General features: G+C 68.2%; 19 protein-coding genes and 1 tRNA gene. 5 read left to right on the top strand and 15 right to left on the bottom strand.

Features of this window, described 5'->3' with window-relative positions:
• Nucleotides 1-25 precede the first annotated feature (25 nt).
• From ACIQLD_RS06585 to idi, 9 genes are all read right to left on the bottom strand, one after another.
• Nucleotides 26-98 (bottom strand) — tRNA-Arg (locus ACIQLD_RS06585).
• A 43-nt stretch (nt 99-141) separates the two neighbouring features.
• Entirely contained in the window at nt 142-2,328 is a 2,187-nt protein-coding gene (locus ACIQLD_RS06580; RefSeq protein WP_402606472.1) for an MMPL family transporter, read from the bottom strand.
• A gap of 29 nt (nt 2,329-2,357) precedes the next feature.
• Nucleotides 2,358-3,251, bottom strand: a complete 894-nt coding sequence (locus ACIQLD_RS06575; protein WP_402606470.1) for a prenyltransferase — start codon at nt 3,249-3,251, stop codon at nt 2,358-2,360.
• The gene (locus ACIQLD_RS06570; protein WP_402606468.1) at nt 3,248-3,604 is read right to left on the bottom strand and encodes a lycopene cyclase domain-containing protein; all 357 of its coding nucleotides are present in this window, start codon (nt 3,602-3,604) and stop codon (nt 3,248-3,250) included. The genes ACIQLD_RS06575 and ACIQLD_RS06570 overlap by 4 nt, the downstream gene beginning before the upstream one ends.
• Nucleotides 3,601-3,948: a lycopene cyclase domain-containing protein gene (locus tag ACIQLD_RS06565; RefSeq protein WP_402606465.1), complete on the bottom strand. Its 348-nt coding sequence runs from the start codon at nt 3,946-3,948 to the stop codon at nt 3,601-3,603. Before ACIQLD_RS06565 ends, ACIQLD_RS06570 begins: the two co-directional genes overlap by 4 nt.
• Nucleotides 3,948-5,549, bottom strand: a complete 1,602-nt coding sequence (gene crtI, locus ACIQLD_RS06560) for a phytoene desaturase family protein (RefSeq protein ID WP_402606463.1) — start codon at nt 5,547-5,549, stop codon at nt 3,948-3,950. Before crtI ends, ACIQLD_RS06565 begins: the two co-directional genes overlap by 1 nt.
• Entirely contained in the window at nt 5,546-6,454 is a 909-nt protein-coding gene (locus tag ACIQLD_RS06555; protein ID WP_402606460.1) for a phytoene/squalene synthase family protein, read from the bottom strand. The genes crtI and ACIQLD_RS06555 overlap by 4 nt, the downstream gene beginning before the upstream one ends.
• A complete protein-coding gene (locus ACIQLD_RS06550) occupies nt 6,451-7,533 on the bottom strand; it encodes a polyprenyl synthetase family protein (RefSeq protein ID WP_402606458.1) in 1,083 nt (360 codons plus the stop codon). The genes ACIQLD_RS06555 and ACIQLD_RS06550 overlap by 4 nt, the downstream gene beginning before the upstream one ends.
• 3 nt (nt 7,534-7,536) lie before the next feature.
• The gene (idi, locus tag ACIQLD_RS06545; RefSeq protein ID WP_402606455.1) at nt 7,537-8,058 is read right to left on the bottom strand and encodes an isopentenyl-diphosphate Delta-isomerase; all 522 of its coding nucleotides are present in this window, start codon (nt 8,056-8,058) and stop codon (nt 7,537-7,539) included.
• Between the two features lie 87 nt (nt 8,059-8,145).
• Here idi and ACIQLD_RS06540 point away from each other — a divergent pair, with 87 nt between their 5' ends.
• On the top strand, nt 8,146-8,796 hold the full coding sequence (locus ACIQLD_RS06540; protein WP_402606452.1) for a MarR family winged helix-turn-helix transcriptional regulator: 651 nt from the start codon (nt 8,146-8,148) through the stop codon (nt 8,794-8,796).
• Between the two features lie 42 nt (nt 8,797-8,838).
• On the opposite strand, the gene ACIQLD_RS06535 is transcribed toward ACIQLD_RS06540, so the two are convergent.
• From ACIQLD_RS06535 to ACIQLD_RS06525, 3 genes are all read right to left on the bottom strand, one after another.
• Nucleotides 8,839-9,168: an Lsr2 family protein gene (locus ACIQLD_RS06535; RefSeq protein ID WP_402606450.1), complete on the bottom strand. Its 330-nt coding sequence runs from the start codon at nt 9,166-9,168 to the stop codon at nt 8,839-8,841.
• A gap of 112 nt (nt 9,169-9,280) precedes the next feature.
• Complete coding sequence (locus ACIQLD_RS06530; protein ID WP_402606448.1) at nt 9,281-10,138, bottom strand: LuxR C-terminal-related transcriptional regulator; 858 nt, start codon at nt 10,136-10,138, stop codon at nt 9,281-9,283.
• Nucleotides 10,139-10,314: 176 nt separating this feature from the next.
• Nucleotides 10,315-10,827: a methylated-DNA--[protein]-cysteine S-methyltransferase gene (locus ACIQLD_RS06525; RefSeq protein ID WP_402606445.1), complete on the bottom strand. Its 513-nt coding sequence runs from the start codon at nt 10,825-10,827 to the stop codon at nt 10,315-10,317.
• A gap of 179 nt (nt 10,828-11,006) precedes the next feature.
• Between ACIQLD_RS06525 and ACIQLD_RS06520 the strand changes: the two genes are divergently transcribed.
• Together ACIQLD_RS06520 and ACIQLD_RS06515 are read left to right on the top strand one after the other, a co-directional pair.
• On the top strand, nt 11,007-14,726 hold the full coding sequence (locus ACIQLD_RS06520) for an AAA family ATPase (RefSeq protein ID WP_402606443.1): 3,720 nt from the start codon (nt 11,007-11,009) through the stop codon (nt 14,724-14,726).
• Nucleotides 14,719-14,922: a hypothetical protein gene (locus ACIQLD_RS06515; protein ID WP_402606441.1), complete on the top strand. Its 204-nt coding sequence runs from the start codon at nt 14,719-14,721 to the stop codon at nt 14,920-14,922. Before ACIQLD_RS06520 ends, ACIQLD_RS06515 begins: the two co-directional genes overlap by 8 nt.
• A gap of 137 nt (nt 14,923-15,059) precedes the next feature.
• Here the strand turns inward: ACIQLD_RS06515 and mscL are convergent, their stop codons facing one another.
• From mscL to ACIQLD_RS06500, 3 genes are read right to left on the bottom strand one after another with little or no spacing between them, the layout of a single operon-like run.
• Complete coding sequence (mscL, locus tag ACIQLD_RS06510; protein ID WP_402606438.1) at nt 15,060-15,482, bottom strand: large conductance mechanosensitive channel protein MscL; 423 nt, start codon at nt 15,480-15,482, stop codon at nt 15,060-15,062.
• A 24-nt stretch (nt 15,483-15,506) separates the two neighbouring features.
• Nucleotides 15,507-15,779: an FmdB family zinc ribbon protein gene (locus tag ACIQLD_RS06505; RefSeq protein ID WP_402606436.1), complete on the bottom strand. Its 273-nt coding sequence runs from the start codon at nt 15,777-15,779 to the stop codon at nt 15,507-15,509.
• 14 nt (nt 15,780-15,793) lie between these two features.
• Nucleotides 15,794-16,390 carry a 5-formyltetrahydrofolate cyclo-ligase gene (locus ACIQLD_RS06500; protein ID WP_402606434.1) on the bottom strand — a complete coding sequence of 199 codons (597 nt, stop codon included), beginning with the start codon at nt 16,388-16,390 and terminating at the stop codon, nt 15,794-15,796.
• A gap of 41 nt (nt 16,391-16,431) precedes the next feature.
• Between ACIQLD_RS06500 and galU the strand changes: the two genes are divergently transcribed.
• Nucleotides 16,432-17,319, top strand: coding sequence for a UTP--glucose-1-phosphate uridylyltransferase GalU (galU, locus tag ACIQLD_RS06495; protein ID WP_402606432.1), 888 nt, complete (start codon nt 16,432-16,434; stop codon nt 17,317-17,319).
• A gap of 43 nt (nt 17,320-17,362) precedes the next feature.
• Entirely contained in the window at nt 17,363-17,974 is a 612-nt protein-coding gene (locus ACIQLD_RS06490; protein ID WP_402606430.1) for a GNAT family N-acetyltransferase, read from the top strand.
• The last annotated feature ends 90 nt before the right edge of the window (nt 17,975-18,064 follow it).

The raw sequence follows: 18,064 nt of genomic DNA, 5'->3' as shown, positions 1-18,064 counted from the left end.
TCGGGCGACCCCCTTCAGCACGTCGTGCCCGCGACAGGATTCGAACCTGCGACCTGCCCTTTAGGAGAGGGCTGCTCTATCCCCTGAGCTACGAGGGCGTGCACCCAGTCTAAGCGACCGGATGCACGCCGCTGCGGCGATTCAGTCCTCTCCGCGCCGCCACAGCTTCGACGGCCACCAGATCGCCTTGCCGATGTCGTACGTGAGCGCGGGGACAAGCAGCGAACGCACGACGAAAGTGTCGAGCAGCACGCCGAAGGCGACGATGAAGGCCAGCTGCACGAGGAACAGGATCGGGATCACCGACAGCGCGGCGAACGTCGCCGCAAGGACGAGTCCAGCCGACGTGATCACCCCGCCCGTGATCGAGAGCCCCCGCAGGATGCCTTCCCGCGTCCCATGCGCCTTCGATTCCTCACGGACTCGCGTCATCAGGAAGATGTTGTAGTCGATGCCGAGCGCGACGAGGAAGACGAATCCGAACAGCGGGACGGCCGGGTCGGCGCCGGGGAAGGCGAAGATCCCGTTGAAGACGAGCGCCGACACCCCCATCGCCGTGCCGAAGGACAGCACCGTCGTGAGGATCAGCAGCACCGGCGCGAGGATCGATCGCAGCAACAGCATCAGGATGAACATGATCACGACGAGGATGACGGGGATGATCAGGTTCCTGTCGTGGATCGAGGCATCGTTCGTGTCGATCGACGTCGCAGTCACACCGCCCACGAGCGCATCCATTCCGTCGAGCTCGCCGCGCAGCTCACGCACGGTGGATGCGGCGGCCTCCGAATCGGCGGCGTCGGTCAGCGTGCCCTGCAGGAGCACGTCGCCGTCGACGGTGGTGGGCTCGGGCGCCGGCGTGCCCGGTGCCCCGACGGCCGAGATGCCGTCCGCGGTGACGGGAGCGCTGCCGCTGGGCGAATCGGCGGCCGTGACCGTGACCCCGTCGACACCGTCGTTGGCGAGCAGCACGTCGGCCGCATCCTGCAGGCGATCCTCCTTCACGACGACGTAGACGGGGCTTCCGGATCCACCGGGGAAATGCTCGCCGAGTGCCACCTGTCCATCACGGGCCTCCGACGCGCCGAGCACCAGGTCGGACTGCGGCACGCCATCGGCGTCGAGTTGGGTGATCCCCGCCGCTCCCGCCAGGAGCACGAGCGTCGTCACGATCCAGATCACTCGCGGGCGGCGCTTGATGAGACCGGCGAGTCGTGCCCACAGCCCGGTCGTGCGCATGCCGTGCTCTGCGGCGACCACCTCGGGTTCGAAGCGGGGGCGGCGTGGCCAGAACACCGCGCGGCCGAAGAGCAGCAGCAGCGAAGGCAGCAGCGTCAGAGCCGAGAGCATCGCGAACACGATGCCGATCGCCGCCACCGGTCCGAGGGTGCTGTTCGATTTCAGATCGCTCAACAGCAGACAGAGGAGCCCGGCGATCACGGTGCCACCGGACGCGACGATCGGCTCGACCGAGCCCTTCCATGCGGCCATGACCGCGGTTCCCTTGTCCTGGGAGACGCGCAGCTCTTCCCGGAAGCGCGCGACGAACAGCAGGGCGTAGTCGGTGGCAGCGCCGATCACGAGGATGAAGAGGATTCCCTGCGTCTGGCCGCTGAGCAGGAGCACCTCGAACTTCGCCAACCACCACACCACGAGCAGGGCGACGCAGAGGGCGAACAGGCTCGTCGACAAGACGACCAGGGGAAGCAGGAACGATCGGTAGACCAGCACCAGGATGACGAGGACGGCCAGGAGGGCGACGCCCAGGAGAAGCCCGTCGATGCCGGCGAAACCGGCGACCAGGTCGGCGCTGAATCCGGCGGGCCCCGTGACGTAGACGGTGACGCCGTCGGGGACGGCGGCGCGCAGCTCGTCACCGAGAGCGGTCGTCACGTCGGCGAGCTCGGCATCGGAGTCGATCGGGATGAACGCCTGCACCGCCTGTCCGTCATCCGAGGGGAGCGCGGGCGAGACCTCGTCGCCGACGCCCTCCACATCCGGCGCATCCGCGACGGCGTCGGAGATCGCGTCGAGCTCCGACGCGGTGAGCTCGTCGTCGGATGTGAACACGGCGATGGCCGGGATCGAGTCGCTGTCGTTGAACTGCCCGAGCAGCTTCTGCACCTGCGTCGCGTCCGCCGATTCCGGGAGGTACGTCGTCTGCTCGTTGGAGGACACCTCGTCGACCTTGCCGAACAGGGGCCCGCCGAGCGATGCACCCACCAGCCAGACGAGGATCAGCGCCACGGGGAGGAAGATCCGCACCCAGGAGTGTCGTCGTGAACGCTCCCTCGTGGGCGGGGTCGGCGTGGCTTCGGGGCGGGACATCGGGATCCTTTCGGGAGGTGCTCGGGGACTCAGGAGACCCACGCGAGGATGAGGATCATCGTCGCGAGGAAACCGGCGAAGTAGTTCAGGGCGATGAAGCGCCGCCAGGCGCGATTCGTCGAGGCGGAGGTCTCATCCGTGACGTTCCACCACGGCGCCGCATTCACCACATAGGGAAGCGCGAGCACGGCGGCGAGCGGTCCGGGCCAGGGAGTCAGCAGCATCGCCACGCCCGCGACCACCCACAGCGAGAGCGACAGGCGCACGGTCGACCGTGCGCCGATCACCGTCGCGATCGACGAGATCCCGGCCTCCCTGTCGGGACCGATGTCCTGCACGGCTCCGAACGCATGGGCTGCCATTCCCCAGAGGAAGAAGGCTCCGAGCGTGATCACCGCCCCGGCGGTCACGGGCGCCCCGGCCAGGGCGAGACCGACGACGGCCGGGCTCACGAAATGCGTGCTGGAGGTGACGGAATCGAGGAACGGGCGCTCCTTGAACCGGAGGACCGGGGCGGAGTAGGCGATGACGGCGAACACGCTCACTGCCAGCCAGAGCCATGACGCCGGGTTCCCGACCACGACGAGGTAGACGAGGAAGGGAAGGTTCGTGGCTGCCGCCGCCCACAGGGTCGCCCGATGGATGCGGGGGGCGAGGAGCGCCCCCTCGATGCCTCCCTTGCGTGGATTCGCCAGATCGGAGGCGTAGTCGAACACGTCGTTGATCCCGTACATCGCGAGGTTGTAGGGGATGAGGAAGTACAGCGTGCCGATCACCAGCGTGAGGTCGATCTCGCGGGCGGTGAGAAGGTAGGCGGCCGCGAAGGGGAAGGCCGTGTTGATCCAGCTGATCGGACGCGATGACAGGACGATCTGGGCGATGTCGCGTCCGATGCTGCTCGACGAGGGTGCGGCGGCGCTCACGGTCGTTCCTCCTCAGCGACCGGTCGACGATCGTGCCGACGATCGTGCGTTCGCCGTCGGGCGCGCATCGCGGTCCACACCGCCGGGAGGAGAAGAGCACCCGCGAGCGGGTAGGCGAAGTCCTCGATCGGAGCCAGGCCGATGCGGAGGCCGAGCAGCGGGTCCTGTGCATAGTGGAACAGCCCGCTCGCGATCATCGCGGTGTCGAACACCGCGGTGAGCAGGAACAGCACGATCACGGTCAGCAGCACGGCGATCGGGCGCGGGCCTCGTCTACGGGATGCGAGCGCGAGCCCGATCCCCCCGAGCACCGCGATGCCGAGGAAGCAGGCGGAGAGTGCGACGTAGGTCATGAACCCTCGCCCCTCTCTCGGTGCCGATCGCGGAGCCCTGCGAGCAGGCGGACCGCTCCGGTGTAGATCACCATGGTGCACACGACGAGGAACAGCAGGAAGACGGGTTCCTCGATGGGCAGCTCGGGAGCGAGCACCAGACCCGTCGCGATCGCGCCGTCACCCCGGAAGAAGATCCCGTTGGCGATGCCGGCGACATCCCAGACGAGGAAGAACACGACACCGAGGACCGTCACGACCGCTGCGGACACCGCGTCGCGCCAGAAGAAGAGTCGGAACCGCCAATCCAGCAGCAGCATGCAGCCCAGCGAGAGCAGGAGAGCCGCCAGATACACCACGCCCATCAGGACGCCTCCGACCCGACAGAGGACGCTGCGGGTGTCGGGAGCGGGCCGGGGGAGTGGTCGCCGCGGATGCGCTTGAGCACGATCTCGGCACTGATCAGACACATCGGGACACCGACACCCGGCGCTGTGGTGGCTCCGGCGTAGAACAGACCGTGCACGCGCTTCGAGGTGTTCTGAGCTCGGAACATCGCGCTCTGGGAGAGGATGTGCGCGGGACCCAGCATGCCTCCGCGCCAGGAGTGATAGTCGTCGCGGAAGTCCGCAGGACCCTTCGTCTCGCGCACGACGATGCGTTCACGGAGATCGGGGATCCCGGCCCAGGTCGCGATCTGATCGATCGCCGCATCTGCCGCATGCTCGATCGCCGGTGATCCCGTTCCGTCGGATCCACCGTGACCGAGATCGACGTCCGCCGGCACGGGGATCAGCACGAACAGGTTCTCGTGGTCGACGGGGGCGACGTCGGGATCCGTCGCACTGGGGCTGCACACGTAGATCGATGCCGGATCGGGCACGGTCGGGCTGTCTCCGAAGATCGCGTCGAAGTTCGCATCCCAGTCATCGGTGAAGAACAGGGAGTGGTGGGGAAGCTCCGGGAGTGCGCCGCGAACACCGAGCATCACGAGGACCCCGCCCGGTCCGCTGGTGCGCCGCGCCCACCAGGCTTCGGGGTAGGTCTGCAGCGAGGGCGGAAGCAGTACGGTCTCGGTGTGGTGCAGGTCGGCCGCGGAGACGACGATATCGGCGCTCTCGACGTGCGAGGAGCCCGAGCCGTCGACCCAGCCCACGCCCGTCACGTGGGTGCCGTCGGCGCCGTCCTGCGTGCGTATCCCGGTGACGTCCGCCCCGGTCACGATCCGTGCTCCCGCGTCGATCGCGAGCGCCTCGATACGTTCGATCACGCGCCAGAAGCCGCCCTGCGGGTAGCTGACGCCCTGATCGAGGTCGAGCGCGCTCATGAGGTGATACATCGCCGGGGCGCTCCGGGGATCGGTGCCGAGGAAGACCGCCGGGTAACCGAGGATCTGGCGTACGACGGGGTGCGAGAAACGCCGGGCGGCGAAGGACTGCAGCGTGGTGCCGAGCAGGGCGGAGAGTCGAGGCAGTGCCCGGAGGACCTCCGGGACGAGGAGCGGCCGCATCCGGGTGAACGGGTTGTAGAGGAAGTACTTCTGCGCCATCGATCCGGCGTGCTGCGCGGAGTCGAGGTACGAGTCGAGCGCCGCCGTCGAGCCGGGCTCCAGCTCTTCGAAGAGACGGGTGACCTGAGCGCGTCCGGCGGGTACGGTGACGCTCGTGGAAGGGGAGTCGCCCGGACCGGGCGCGCGGAACACCCGGTATCCCGGGTCGAGGCGGGTGAGTTCCAGCTGCTCTTCGGTCGTCGTGCCCATCATTGCGAAGAAGTGGTCGAAGACCTCGGGCATCAGGTACCACGAAGGCCCGGAGTCGAAGCGGAAGCCGTCGCGTTCGATGGTTCCCGCACGTCCTCCGACGCGATCGTTCTTCTCGAGCACGACGACGTCGTGTCCGTCCCGAGCGAGCAGGCCCGCTGCGGCGAGACCGGCGACGCCGGCACCGATGACGACCACCCGGCTCATCGGTCGCGTTCCATCGCGGTGACGAGGACGGAGCGGGCGGCGAGAGCGGCCTTGATCGGATCGGGCACCCGCACCCGGCGACGGTAGAGGACATCGGCCGGGGTCTTGGACACGCGCCGGGTCAGTGCCGCGAACAGGGCCAAGGCGCTGCGCACCGCAGCGCGGGCATCCTTCGGCAGCAGGGGGATGGCGTCGCGGGCGTCATCCAGCTGACGGAACACCGTCTCGACCCACGCGTCCCGGTCGGCATCGGTCAGACGCGCGGCGCCTCCGAGGTAGCCACGGTGCAGGCGATCGGTGTCATCGGCGAGATCGCGCAGGAAGTTCACGTTCTGGAAGGCCGCACCGAGCTGGCGGGCGCCGTGCCGCAGCGTCTCGAGTTCCTCGGGGGTGCGCTCGGCGTCCCGCAGGAAGACCTGCAGGCACATGAGCCCCACGACCTCGGCCGAGCCGTAGACATACGCCGAGTGGGCGTCGACGTCGTAGGCGGCGAAGCCGGCGTCGTCGTCGATGTCGGCGCGCATCGAGTCGAAGAAGGGCTGCGTCAGATCTTCGCCGATCGCGCACTCCCGCGCGGTCCGTGCGAACGCGTGCAGGATCAGATCGCTGCTGTAGCCGCTGCGCATCGATCGATGCGTCTCCGCGATGTAGGAGTCGAGTGCGGCTGATTGCGCGGTCACATCCAGACCCGCCTCGGCGGCCACGCCGTCGACGATCTCATCGGCGATACGCACCATCGCGTAGATGTTGCGTACGTGCTGGCGATGACGCTTTCCGAGAAGACGGGTGGCGAGTCCGAACGACGTCGAATAGGTGCGGATGACGTCGGTCGTCGCGATCTCCGCCGTGCGGTTGAAGCGCCGCAATGCCGTGTCGTCCCGACGATCGGCCGAGTCCGCGGTCATCGGCTGCGACCTCCGACGCGGGAGGCGAGCGTGCGCAAAGCCCGCCCGGCCGCCGCCGGGAGCAGTGCGTCGGCCTCCGCCTCGAAGAGAGCGGCGTCCGCGGCGTCGAGATGCTCCTGCACGAGGCCTCGCACGAAGGCCTCGGAGCCGCATTCGCGCAGGCGTTCGCGGGCGTCCGCCCCGTCGGCCGGGCTGAGATCGGGCCTGCCGAAGTGCAGCTCGATCCCGTCCCAGTGGCTGGTCATGCGGGCGTAGGCGATGATGGCGGTCTCCTTGCCTTCGCGCAGATCGGAGAACGGGTCCTTGCCGTGCTCATCGGGGTCTCCGAATACGGACAGCAGATCGTCCTGCAGCTGATAGGCGAGGCCGAGGTGCAGCCCGATCAGGGCGAGTCGCTGTTCCGTCGCGTCCGACGAGCCGGTGAGCACCGCCGCGGCGCGCAACGGGAGCACGAAGGAGTACGTCGATGTCTTGTACGCGCTGGTGGACAGGATCGTCCGCAGATCAGGGGCGATGATGCCGTCGCTGAGGGCGACGTCGGCATGCTCGCCGGCCACCGTCTCGAAGATCGTCTGCTCGAGCAGGCCGAGCAGACGCTCGCGGGCTTCGGGCGACACACTCGCGCGCGCGAAACCCAGCACGGCCGACGAGAGGAGCAGGTCTCCGAGCAGGATCGCGCTCGAACGGGCCCAGTGCAGTGCGGGCTCTGTCGGTCCTGCCGGGCGTTCTGCGACGAGCGTCCCGATCAGATTGGGGCGGCGCCGGCGCATCAGGTCGCCGTCGATCACGTCGTCGTGCAGGAGGAAGGCGAAGTGGAGAAGCTCGACGTGTGCCGCGACGTCGATCGCGGAGTGTGTCTCGTCGGCGGTCAGGGGGGCAGGTGCCAACGCATGAGCGAGGTCGAGGAGCAGTCGCGGGCGGATGAGCTTGCCTCCGAGGGCATGCTCTTCGGCGGCACGCCACAGCCCGACGAACTCGCTACCGTACCGTTCCGCTGCCGCGCTTCGCTCGGAGAACCGGTGGCGCAGCGCCTGTTCGATCCGCGTCCCGAGCGATTCCTCCGTCGTCGTGGCGCTCATCGGTCAGACCTCGCCGAGTCGTCGCAGCAGCGGCAGCTGCTCGACGAGCCAGGGGCTGAAAGCGAACGGGACGTGCGTGACGGCCTCGATGAGCGAGTGGACGTCGACCCACGTCCATTCCGACACTTCATCGGGATTGGCGGTGGGGTCGCCATCGAGGATCGCGACGTGCACGGGGCAGATCTCGTTCTCGACGATGCCGCTCGCATCCACCGCGCGATACCGGTAATCGGGGAGAGCGGTCCGGATGTCGACGAGGTGAATGCCGAGCTCGCCGAGTCCATGTCGGCGCACCGCTTCATCCATCGTCTCGTCCGGTCGAGGATGGCCGCAGAAGCTGTTCGTCCAGACTCCCGGCCACGTCTTCTTCGCGAGCGCTCTCCTGGTCAGGAGCAGTCGACCTTCTCGGTCGAGGACGTAGCAGGAGAAGGCGAGGTGCAGGGGAGTGTCGTTCGTGTGGACTTCGCTCTTCGGGAGCGTGCCGACGGCGGTCCCGTCTTCTGCGAGGAGGGTCACGTCATCCATGGCATCTCCTGATCTCGAGCTACTCGATTTAGCTAACTTGGTGAGTAGTCAACTTAGCATGAAACTGTTGGTGTGTAACATGATCGCATGACCACGGAGCCCGGCACCACCCCGCACGCGGGCGCGCAGGATCCGAGCCACGTCCTGGCCGAGGCATCGCGGCCGTCAGAGGAGACTCCGGACGGCCTCATCCACTCGGCGATCTACGACGTCGAGGCGAGCGACCCTCGCAGCGTGCTGATCGACCGGACGGGTGTGCCGCCGGAGGAGCTGAAGCAGATCGCCCGGGTCATGGAGTCGCTCGCCGGATTGCGCGAAGCGGAGCAGACTCTCTCGCAGGCGTCACGTCGATACATGCGCTTGAACGAGACCGACATGCGTGCGCTGCACTACCTGATCGTGTGCGCGAACCGGAACCTGGTGGCGACACCCGGAGGGATCGCGCACCACCTCGGTGTCTCGACTGCGGCGACCACGAAACTCCTCGACCGGCTCGAGCGGGGAGGGCACATCACACGCGCGCCGCACCCGACCGACCGCAGGGCGCTGCAGATCACCATCACCCCGGAGACGCGACACGCGGCCATGGAGACGGTAGGGCGACAGCAGGCGAAGCGCTTCTATTCCGCCGCTCGACTGACTCCCGCCGAAAGGGATGTCGTGATCCGATTCCTCATGGATATGACGGAAGAGATCACTCTCCGCGACGAACCCTGGTTGCAGGAAAGCGCAGAATAGTCTCCCGCCGGGGCGGGAAGGGCGCTTGACCTTCGGTCGAGATCAGTGCGCCGCGTTGTATGCGTCGACGACCTGCGCGGGAATGCGGCCACGCTCGGAGAGCTTGTGCCCGTTTTCGTTCGCCCAGGCGCGGATCGCCGCGACCTCGGGGTTTCGCGCGGGTCGCTTGCGAGTCGCCGACGCGCGAGGAGAGCTCGAAGAGCCGGCCTTTCGTCCTGCAGCCACATAGGGCGCGAGCGCCGAACGCAATTCGTCAGCGTGCGCGGCGTTCAGGTCGATCTCATAGGCGGCGCCGTTGAGCGAGAAATGTACCGTCTCGCCTTCGCCGACTTCCAGGACGGTGCCGTCGATGTCGTCGACCAGCTGATGCACAATTCGTCTCGCCATACGGAGGACATTACTCTCCCGGAGGAAATGCGACAAGTTATGAACATTGTTTCGCAGCAATTCGACTCAGACGCTGTGATAAATCAATTCTCTGTGTTCACGGGAGAAGTCCTGCACGTCGTGCTCTCATGACAGCGGCATGGCGAGTCGAGGCGTCGAGTTTCGACATCGCGGCGCCGAGGTACGCCTTGACCGTGCCTTCCCGCAGCCCGAGTTGGGCGGCGATCTCGGCGTTCGTCGAACCGAGCGCCGCGCATGCGAGCACATCGGTCTCTCGCGGGGAGAGATGGACGGTGGGGATAGGGTTCGTCGCGGGTGCTGTGGCGACTCCGGAAAGGGTCATGAGGCGTCGCTCGACCTGCGCGATCCGGGCGCGGATCCCGGCGTCATCCACCGAGGCGGCGATGCTCCGCAGCTCCGCGAAGCTCTGCCGCAACTCTTCGCGCTGTGCCGGTGCGACGACGTCGCCGCCCCGTGTGGTCTCCTGCAGCCGACGCTGCACCTCATCGCGAATGCGCAACTCATCGGCGACGGACTGCGCGACCTGCATGGCGGGTGCCGTGGTCACCCCACCCACCTGCTCCTCATCCCACCCGCCGGCGTACAGCACCCCACGAGAACGCCCGTGGACCACGATCGGGAGGGCGAGGAGAGTGCGCAGCCCTTCGCCGAGAACGAATACGTCGTAGTCGTGCGTGATCTGCTGCGACGACCCGTAGTCGCTCGTCATCCGCGGGCGGAGCTCCATCATGGCCCGCCCGCCGAGGCCGCGCTCCGGTCGCACCCGGAGTCCGTCGAGCGAGCGTGTGCGCGCACCGACGATGCTCGTGACGCTCACGACGCCCTCTTCGATGAGGCCGCCGAAGGCGACAGGGAAGCGCGTGCGTCTGGCGAGCTCGCGCACGGCGTTGGCGACGAGATCCGCCTCGGAATCACGGGTGACGGGTGAGGACACGACTACCTACTTCCGGGGTGACGACGCAGTTCCCCGTTTCGTAGCGTCGACGATATCACCCTGTCGTGGCGGCGATATCACCCGTGCGTTCGCGAACGGAGCCGGATGCCCCATGCCGTGGAGCGCGTGGGTCCGGCGGCCTACTCGCCGGACCCACGACAACGCCAGCGGGGATCTCAGCTCGCCTCGAGGTCGAGCAGGAACCGCTTGCGCTCGGGGTGCGCTCCGTACTGCCCTGCGCTGCCGTCGGACCGCACGACGCGATGCACCGGCACGATGATCGAGAACGGGGTGATCCGGCACGCTGTGCCGACGGCGCGCGCTGCACCGGGGTGCCCCGCGAGGACGGCGACCTCCCCGTAACTCATCGTCTCGCCCCATTCGATGCCGCAGATGGTCTGCAGCGCAGTCAGGGCGAACCCATCGACGAGCCGCCAGTCGAGCCGCACATGCTGCTCGAAGCGCACGTGTTCACCGTCGAAGTAGTCGGCGAGCAGGTGGGCGAGCTCGTCGGCGGCCCCTGGGTCGGGCTCAGGCACAGATCTCAGCTGACGGGACACGCCTTCGAGCAGCCAGGGTACGCGCGGGTCTTCGGATTCGGAGAGGTCGAATCGCACGATGCCCTCGTCGGAGAACACCGCGAGAGCGTCACCGAAAGGCGTCGGTGCGAAGTCGTAGCGGAACGTCATGCCCCCATCCTGACCGTTCGCGCCGACTCCGGGCCTCGCCGCTGCCGCCCCGAGTGGAGAACGCAGGTGGTGCTCACGCCGGGCAGGAGAAGTGCACAGACCCTTTCGCGCGGCGGGAATTCGGCGGAAACCCGCCTGGGATACCCCGCGTGTGCAGGTCGCGCGCCTAGGGTGTCATTGTGTGGCGACGTGAGAACAAGTCTGCGGACGACACAGCGGTGAACCCTGCTGTGCCGATCGGCGACCTGCACGTGGCCACGACGGGCTTCGAGATCGCGCACGCGGCCGAGTCCGAGCGCACCCGTCTGAGAGCGGAGGCGGCCGATCTCGGCGGCCCTTCCCCCCTCGTGAGCTTCCGCGACGGCCCGGAGTCGGGCATCGACATCTCCAAGGCGCACCCGGGCAGTCTGCCGCAGTTCATCACCGGCAAGTCGACGCTTCTGTCGAACCTCTTCCGTGATGAGGTCGGACTGCGCACGGCCCGACTCGCCGCGGAGCGGATCACGGCGAAGAACACCGAACTGCGCACGGTCCGCGGCATCGAAGCCGTACACCTCGCCGTCGGAGTCGCCCGGTGGCGTATCGGGGGAGCGGGCTTCGCCGCTCCCGTGCTGTTGCGGCCACTCGCGATCCGCCGACACCACTCCGACTTCGAGCTGAAGCTCCAGGGCGTGTTCGAGGTGAACCCCGAACTCGTGCGCATCGCCCGCGATCACTTCGGCCTCACCATCGACGCCGCGGCACTCGCCGCCCTGGCCTACGACGGCGGCATCTTCAAGCCGCAGCCCGTGATCGACAGCCTGCGCGCGATGACGCGCTCGATCGACACCTTCTCGGTCGAACCGCGCCTGGTGGTCTCGACGTTCGCCGATGTGTCCGGCGTGATGTCCCGCGACGGCGGCAGCCTCGACCATCCGGTGCTGAACGCGCTCGCGGGCCATGTGGGCGACCGTGAGCAGGTGACCGCTCCGCGGGCCGCCCCGCATCACATCGGCCCGGACGATCGTGCGCCCGCTTCCGACACCCTCCTGCTCGATGCGGATGCGGAACAGGAGGCGGTGTTGGCCCGTATCGCGGCCGGACACTCCCTCACCGTCGCGACTCTGCCGGGCACCGGCGGGACCCAGACCGTGATCAACGCGCTGGGCGAACTGGTGCGCGGGGGCAAGCGCGTGCTCGTGGTTTCCGCACGGCGCTCCACTCTGGATGGCGTGCGCCATCGACTCGCGGGGATCGGTCTCGACAGTCTGGCGATCTCGCCCGCGAGCGTGCGGCGCGACCTTGTCAGGGCGATCGGGCGCAACGAGAAAGCCGCAGCGCCCAAGGTCGGCGAGGTCGACGACGCGCTCGTGCGTCTGCGCACGGTCCTGCGCGACTACCGTCAGGCACTCAGCGCGCCCGTCGCCGGGCTGGACGCTTCGGTCCTCGACGCGACCCGGCAGCTCACGCGGCTCGCGTCGCTCCCCGTGCCGCCGTCGACCACGGCCCGCCTCGGCCCCGATGCTCTGCGCCGTCTCGCCGCGGATCGGACCGAGGCCGCCGAAGCCCTCGCGCAGGCCGCCCGTCTCGGGGAATTCCGCTTCGGCCCGAACGACTCTCCCTGGTACGGCGTCACCTTCTCCAGCACCGAGGCGGCACGTGCCGCCCATGAACTCGCCGGTCGACTGCACTCGAACAGCGTGCCCGCCCTTCTCGAGCGCGGTTACGAACTGATCGCCCAGACGCATATGCGTCCGTTCTCGACCATCGACGAACTCGGCGAGTACCTGCGTCTGCTGCAGGGCATCCGTGACTCCCTCGACCGATTCAGCCCGACGGTGTTCGAGCGTCCGCTGGGTGAGCTCATCCAGGCGCACGGTTCGCGCCGCGATGCTCCCGGTCTGTCGGGGTCGAACAGGCGGCGGCTGCGGCGTCTCGCGAAGGAGTACGTCCGCCCGGGCGTGCACGTCACGGAGATGCATGAGGCGCTGCTGCGTATCCAGGCGCAGCGCACGCAGTGGCAGCGGTGCGTCGAGGCCGGCGTCGCCCCGGAGATCCCCCTCGGGCTCGCCGATGTGTACGTGGCCTGGCAGCGGGTGGAGGCCGAGCTCGCCGAGCTCGACGCCGCACTCGGGCGCCGCGAGCCGTTGGCGTCGCTGCCGGTGGCCCGACTCGTGCGCACCCTCGCCGGTCTCGCCGCCAAGTCCGACGTCTTCGAGAACCTCGTCGAACGCGCCCAGTTGCGCGACCGACTCGCTCTGCTGGGGCTGGAGCCCCTGCTCGCCGAGCTCTCCGTGCGCCATGTCTCCGAGTCGCAGGTGGGAGAGGAGCTCGAGTTCGCGTGGTGGCAGTCCCTGCTCGAGCGCGCCCTGCAGGACAACCGCGCCCTCCTCGGCGCGAACACCGCTGTCGTCGACCGCCTCGAACGGGATTTCCGGCTGGTCGACGAGGCTCATGCCGCGATGGCCGGACCGCTGCTCGCCTGGCAGCTGGCCAACCAGTGGCGGATCGCGATCGTCGACGAGCCGCAGCAGTCGCAGCACCTGCGCCGTGCGCTGACGCAGTCCACGACGACCACCGCGCAGGTCGTGAGCGCCGCGCCCGCCCTCATCGACGTGCTCGCGCCAGTCTGGATCTCGTCGCCGTACCTGGTGCCCGAGATTCCGGACTCCGTGGAATTCGACACCGTGATCCTGGTCGATGCTGCAGCGATCAACCTCGCTGAGGCTGCCCCGGCGGTCCGGCGGGCGCGCCAGATCGTCGCGTTCGGCGACCCGGTGACGCAGCGCCCCACGCCGTTCCGCATCGCGGTGGACCCGGAGGAGTCGTGGGAGCCCGAGGTGCCGTTCGACGACGTCTCGGCGTTCGAGCGGCTGTCAGAACTGCTGCCGGTCATGACACTCACCCGAAGCTACCGCGCGGGCGGCGAGGATCTCGCGGAACTCATCAACGACGCGTTCTACGGCGGCGAGATCGTCTCTCTTCCCTGGGCCGGTTCATACCTCGGTCGCGGCAGCCTCACCGTCGACTACGTAGAGGGCGGCACGGGAACACCGGACCCGATCTCCGGAGCTGTCGAGAGTCCGGACGCCGAAGTGGCCAGGGTCGTGACGCTCGTGGTCGAGCACGCCGTGCATCGTCCTGCCGAATCGCTCATGGTGGTGACCGCGAGCGCCCGCCATGCCGAGCGCGTACGCGCCGCTGTCACCTCGGCGTTCGCCGGGCGCTCCGACGTCGCCGACTTCGTCGGCCGCGACACCGTCGAGCCCTTCGCGGTGCTGACGCTCGAGGAGTCGGTCGCCGAGAGCCGCGACCGCGTCATCTTCTCGCTCGGCTTCGGTCTCACCAAGCACGGCAGGGTGCTGAGCGACTTCGGCGATCTCTCCACTCCCGACGGAGAGCGTCTGCTCACCGTCGGGATGACCCGCGCGCGCCGCTCGATGGTGCTCGTCTCGTCGATCCGTCCCTCTTCCTTCGACGACGGGCGCCTGGAGCACGGAGCGGCGACGTTGATGTCGATCCTCGGCGGACTCGCCGCCCGCAGCAGGGACGCGCGCCTGGAGGACCTGGCCGATCCGCTCACCCTCGCCCTCGCGCGGGAGCTGCGGCGTCTGGGTGCTTCGGTGGACGTCGACTATCGCGGTCTGCTGCCGCTGGTCGCGCAGCACGGCGGCAAGGCGGTCGTGATCGAGTCCGACCCGGAGTCGCGGGGCGAGTCGCTGCGCGAGACGCTGCGGTTGCGACCGCACGTGCTGCGTCGCCTGGGCTGGCACTACGTGCGTGTGCACGCTTTCGATCTCTACAGCGACCCGGTGACGGCCGCGACCCGGATCGCCTCCGTCCTCGGCATCTCGGAGTCGGCGCCGCGCGCAGAGAACGACACGCAGCCGATCGATATCGTCGACACCCAGAATGACTGAGGAGTCCGACGCCTCGACGCCGCGCCAGCGCGTGGTGCGGGTCACCGGCTCGCGCCGTGCGCGCCTCACTCCGGTGCCCGGGAGCGACCCGGAGCCCGAGTCCCGCCCCGCCGAGGTGCCTCCGCGGTCGCGGCCGAAGAGCGCCAAGGGGCCGAATGACGATCAGCTGATCCAGGACGTGCCGCCGCACTACTGAAGCGCCGGAAGAACCGAGTCGCCGGATGACGGGGCAGTGCTGTCGCTGAACGCCGTGTCGGTCCTCCGGGCCGCTGAACGAGAAACGCACGGCCCCTCCGAAGAGGAACCGTGCGTCTCGGGTGCGAGCGGGGGCGGTCAGGCCCCGCGCTGTGCCTTGAGCAGGTCGCGGATCTCGACGAGCAGCTCGGACTCGGTCGAGGCGGCCGGCTCCTCCTCGGGCTCCTCCGCCGGGGTGCCCTTGCGTGCCTCGACGTGGGCCTTGAACGTGTTCATCGGCAGTACGAAGACGAAGTACACGACGGCGGCGACGGCGAGGAAGCTGATGATCGCCGTGATGAGGTCGCCGATCGGGAACACGACCGTCTCGCCGTAGATGTTCGGGACCGGGATGCCGAACTGACCTGCCGCATCAGCCTTGAGGAAGAGCGAGATGAGCGGGTTGATGATGCTGTTCACGACGGCCGTGACGATCGCGGTGAAAGCCGTGCCGATGACGACGGCGACGGCCAGATCGATCACGTTGCCGCGGAGCAGGAAGTCCTTGAAACCTTTGAGCATGGGATCCCCCAACAGATCGGGGCCTCAGGAAGAGGCCGGAGTCGACGCAGCCGCCGGTTTGGCGCTCGTCGTCGATTCCGATTTCGATGATGCCGAACCATCTTTCGATCCACCGGATTTGGCGCGCGAGTCCGTGCGATAGAAGCCGGAGCCGTTGAAGGTCACGCCGATCGAGCCGTACTGCTTGCGCAGCGCTCCACCGCACTCGGGGCACACCGTGAGAGCGTCGTCGGCGAAACTCTGCACGGCGTCGAACTTGTGTCCGCACGCGGTGCAGGCATAGGCGTAGGTGGGCATGGGGGTCCTTGCGATCAGCGTCGCCGTGGCGACAGGGTGAGGGTCTGCGACGGGGTCACGGCGCCGTTCACGGGCTGGTCGTGCACCTCGCGCGGAAGTTCGTCGAGTACCTCGGAATCATAGATCACGGCGTAGACGGGCGGGCACTTCTCCATCGACCCGATGGTCTTGTCGAAGTAGCCGCGTCCCCAGCCCATGCGCATGCCCGTGCGATCGACCGCGGCAGCGGGGACGATCATGAGGTCGACGTCGTTGACGGCGATCGGGCCCAACACCTCGCCCGTGGGCTCGGGCAGACCGAACAGCCCCTCGGAGACCTCGTCGTCGTCGGTCGCGACGGCCCAGTCGAGCAGTCCGTCGGCGCGCGTGACGGGGAGGAGCACGCGGATGCCACGGCGCACGGCCCTGGTCACGAAGTCGCGGGTGCCCGGCTCGGTGGTGGTGGAGAGGAAGCAGGAGATGGACTGCGCACCGAGCTCATCGATCAGCGTGTCGAGGCGCTCGCCGATCGCGGTCGCGGCGGCCTCGCGCTGCGTGTCGGAGAGGAGCTGGCGTCGTTCGCGGAGTTCGGCGCGGAGTGCGCGCTTCGCATGTTCGACGTCGTTCGACATGGCTCCGAGTCTACGTCGGCGCTCACCACTAGGCTGGCAAGATGGCTGACCACAAGATCAAAGCCGTCATTCCCGCTGCAGGCCTGGGAACACGTTTCCTCCCTGCGACGAAGGCGATGCCGAAAGAGATGCTGCCCGTCGTCGACAAGCCGGCGATCCAATACGTCGTCGAAGAGGCGGCGAACGCCGGCATCGACGACATCCTCGTCATCATCGGCCGCAACAAGAACGCCATCTCCAACCACTTCGACTCCGTGCCGGAGCTCGAGGTCAAGCTCATGGAGAAGGGCGATACCGGTCGCCTCGAGCGCGTGATGAAGTCGAGCGACCTCGCCGACATCCACTTCGTCCGCCAGGGCGAGCCGAAGGGGCTCGGGCACGCGGTCCTGCGTGCGCGCACCCACGTGGGCGACAGCTCCTTCGCCGTGCTCCTCGGAGACGACCTCATCGACGAGCGCGACCCGCTCCTCACCGACATGATCGCCGAGCACGAGCGCTCCGGCGCAGCCGTGATCGCGCTCATGGAGGTCGACCCCGCGAACATCCACATGTACGGTGCGGCCGCAGTCGAGCCGCTCGAGGACTCCGACGCCGTCCGGGTGACCGGGCTGGTCGAGAAGCCCGCGCGGGAGGACGCGCCGTCCAACCTGGCCATCATCGGCCGCTACGTGCTCCCGGCTTCGGTGTTCGACATCCTCGAGCACACCGAGCCGGGCAAGGGCGGAGAGATCCAGCTCACCGACGCGCTCCAGGTGCTCGCGACCGATCCCGACGGCCCCGGCGTCGTCGGCGTCATCTTCGGTGGACGCCGCTACGACACGGGCGACCGCGTCGACTACATCAAGGCGATCGTGCAGCTCGCCGCAGACCGTGATGACCTCGGTCCCGAGCTGCGCCCCTGGCTCAAGGAGTTCGCGGAACGCCTCTAGGCGACTCTGCGGGCGTCGGTGCGGCATGGATCTGGCGGCGGGAATGCGACACGGACCCATAGAACTGCGGCTCGTCCGTGCGAAAGATGCGCGACCGCTGCAGCATGAGCTGCTCGCCAACAGGTCGTGGCTTCAGCCGTGGGAGGCGACCGTCCCCTATGGCTCGGTCTCGTTCGACATGAGGCTCAGCATCCGTCGCCTGCTTCAGCAGTACCGCGACGGCTCGGGCTATCCGTTCGTCATGGAGTACGACGGCGAGGTCGCGGGACAGTTGAACGTGTGGGGAGTGTCCCGCGGTTCGCTGTGCTCGGCCACGATCGGGTACTGGGTGAGCGAGCGGTTCGCCGGCCGGGGGATCACGCCGACCGCGGTGGCGATGGCCACGGACGTGTGCTTCACCGAGTACGGACTGCACCGCATGGAGATCTGCATCCGGCCGGAGAACGCCGCGAGTCTGCGTATCGTGCAGAAGCTGGGTTTCCGGTACGAGGGACTGCGTCGTCGTTACATCCACATCGACGGCGACTGGCGCGACCACTACGCGTTCGCGCTGACCAGGGAAGACGTACCGCAGGGGGTGCTCGCGCGCTGGCTCAGCGGTCAGGTGCCGCCCGACGCCGCGACGGTGCCGCCATCCGACCGCATCTCGCACTGAAATCGGCCTTCGGAGGGCAGATCCGGACGGACTCGCCGCGACACGCGCCCGTGTGTACGGCGCTGTCAGCTCCCAGCCCGTAGCGTGGTG

This window comes from Microbacterium sp. NPDC091662, from assembly GCF_044756705.1.
Classification (GTDB): domain Bacteria; phylum Actinomycetota; class Actinomycetes; order Actinomycetales; family Microbacteriaceae; genus Microbacterium.
The sequence above is the reverse complement of the archived record's forward strand: the minus strand, read 5'-3'. Positions and strand labels throughout refer to the sequence as shown.

Coding starts and splice junctions, on each gene's coding strand:
- ACIQLD_RS06505 (WP_402606436.1), bottom strand. CDS start 15,779: ATGCCCACCTACGCCTATGCCTGCACCGCGTGCGGACACAAGTTCGAC.
- crtI (WP_402606463.1), bottom strand. CDS start 5,549: ATGAGCCGGGTGGTCGTCATCGGTGCCGGCGTCGCCGGTCTCGCCGCA.
- ACIQLD_RS06540 (WP_402606452.1), top strand. CDS start 8,146: ATGACCACGGAGCCCGGCACCACCCCGCACGCGGGCGCGCAGGATCCG.
- ACIQLD_RS06525 (WP_402606445.1), bottom strand. CDS start 10,827: ATGACGTTCCGCTACGACTTCGCACCGACGCCTTTCGGTGACGCTCTC.
- ACIQLD_RS06500 (WP_402606434.1), bottom strand. CDS start 16,390: ATGTCGAACGACGTCGAACATGCGAAGCGCGCACTCCGCGCCGAACTC.
- idi (WP_402606455.1), bottom strand. CDS start 8,058: ATGGATGACGTGACCCTCCTCGCAGAAGACGGGACCGCCGTCGGCACG.
- ACIQLD_RS06490 (WP_402606430.1), top strand. CDS start 17,363: ATGCGACACGGACCCATAGAACTGCGGCTCGTCCGTGCGAAAGATGCG.
- galU (WP_402606432.1), top strand. CDS start 16,432: ATGGCTGACCACAAGATCAAAGCCGTCATTCCCGCTGCAGGCCTGGGA.
- ACIQLD_RS06565 (WP_402606465.1), bottom strand. CDS start 3,948: ATGGGCGTGGTGTATCTGGCGGCTCTCCTGCTCTCGCTGGGCTGCATG.
- ACIQLD_RS06555 (WP_402606460.1), bottom strand. CDS start 6,454: ATGACCGCGGACTCGGCCGATCGTCGGGACGACACGGCATTGCGGCGC.
- ACIQLD_RS06580 (WP_402606472.1), bottom strand. CDS start 2,328: ATGTCCCGCCCCGAAGCCACGCCGACCCCGCCCACGAGGGAGCGTTCA.
- ACIQLD_RS06570 (WP_402606468.1), bottom strand. CDS start 3,604: ATGACCTACGTCGCACTCTCCGCCTGCTTCCTCGGCATCGCGGTGCTC.
- ACIQLD_RS06550 (WP_402606458.1), bottom strand. CDS start 7,533: ATGAGCGCCACGACGACGGAGGAATCGCTCGGGACGCGGATCGAACAG.
- mscL (WP_402606438.1), bottom strand. CDS start 15,482: ATGCTCAAAGGTTTCAAGGACTTCCTGCTCCGCGGCAACGTGATCGAT.
- ACIQLD_RS06515 (WP_402606441.1), top strand. CDS start 14,719: ATGACTGAGGAGTCCGACGCCTCGACGCCGCGCCAGCGCGTGGTGCGG.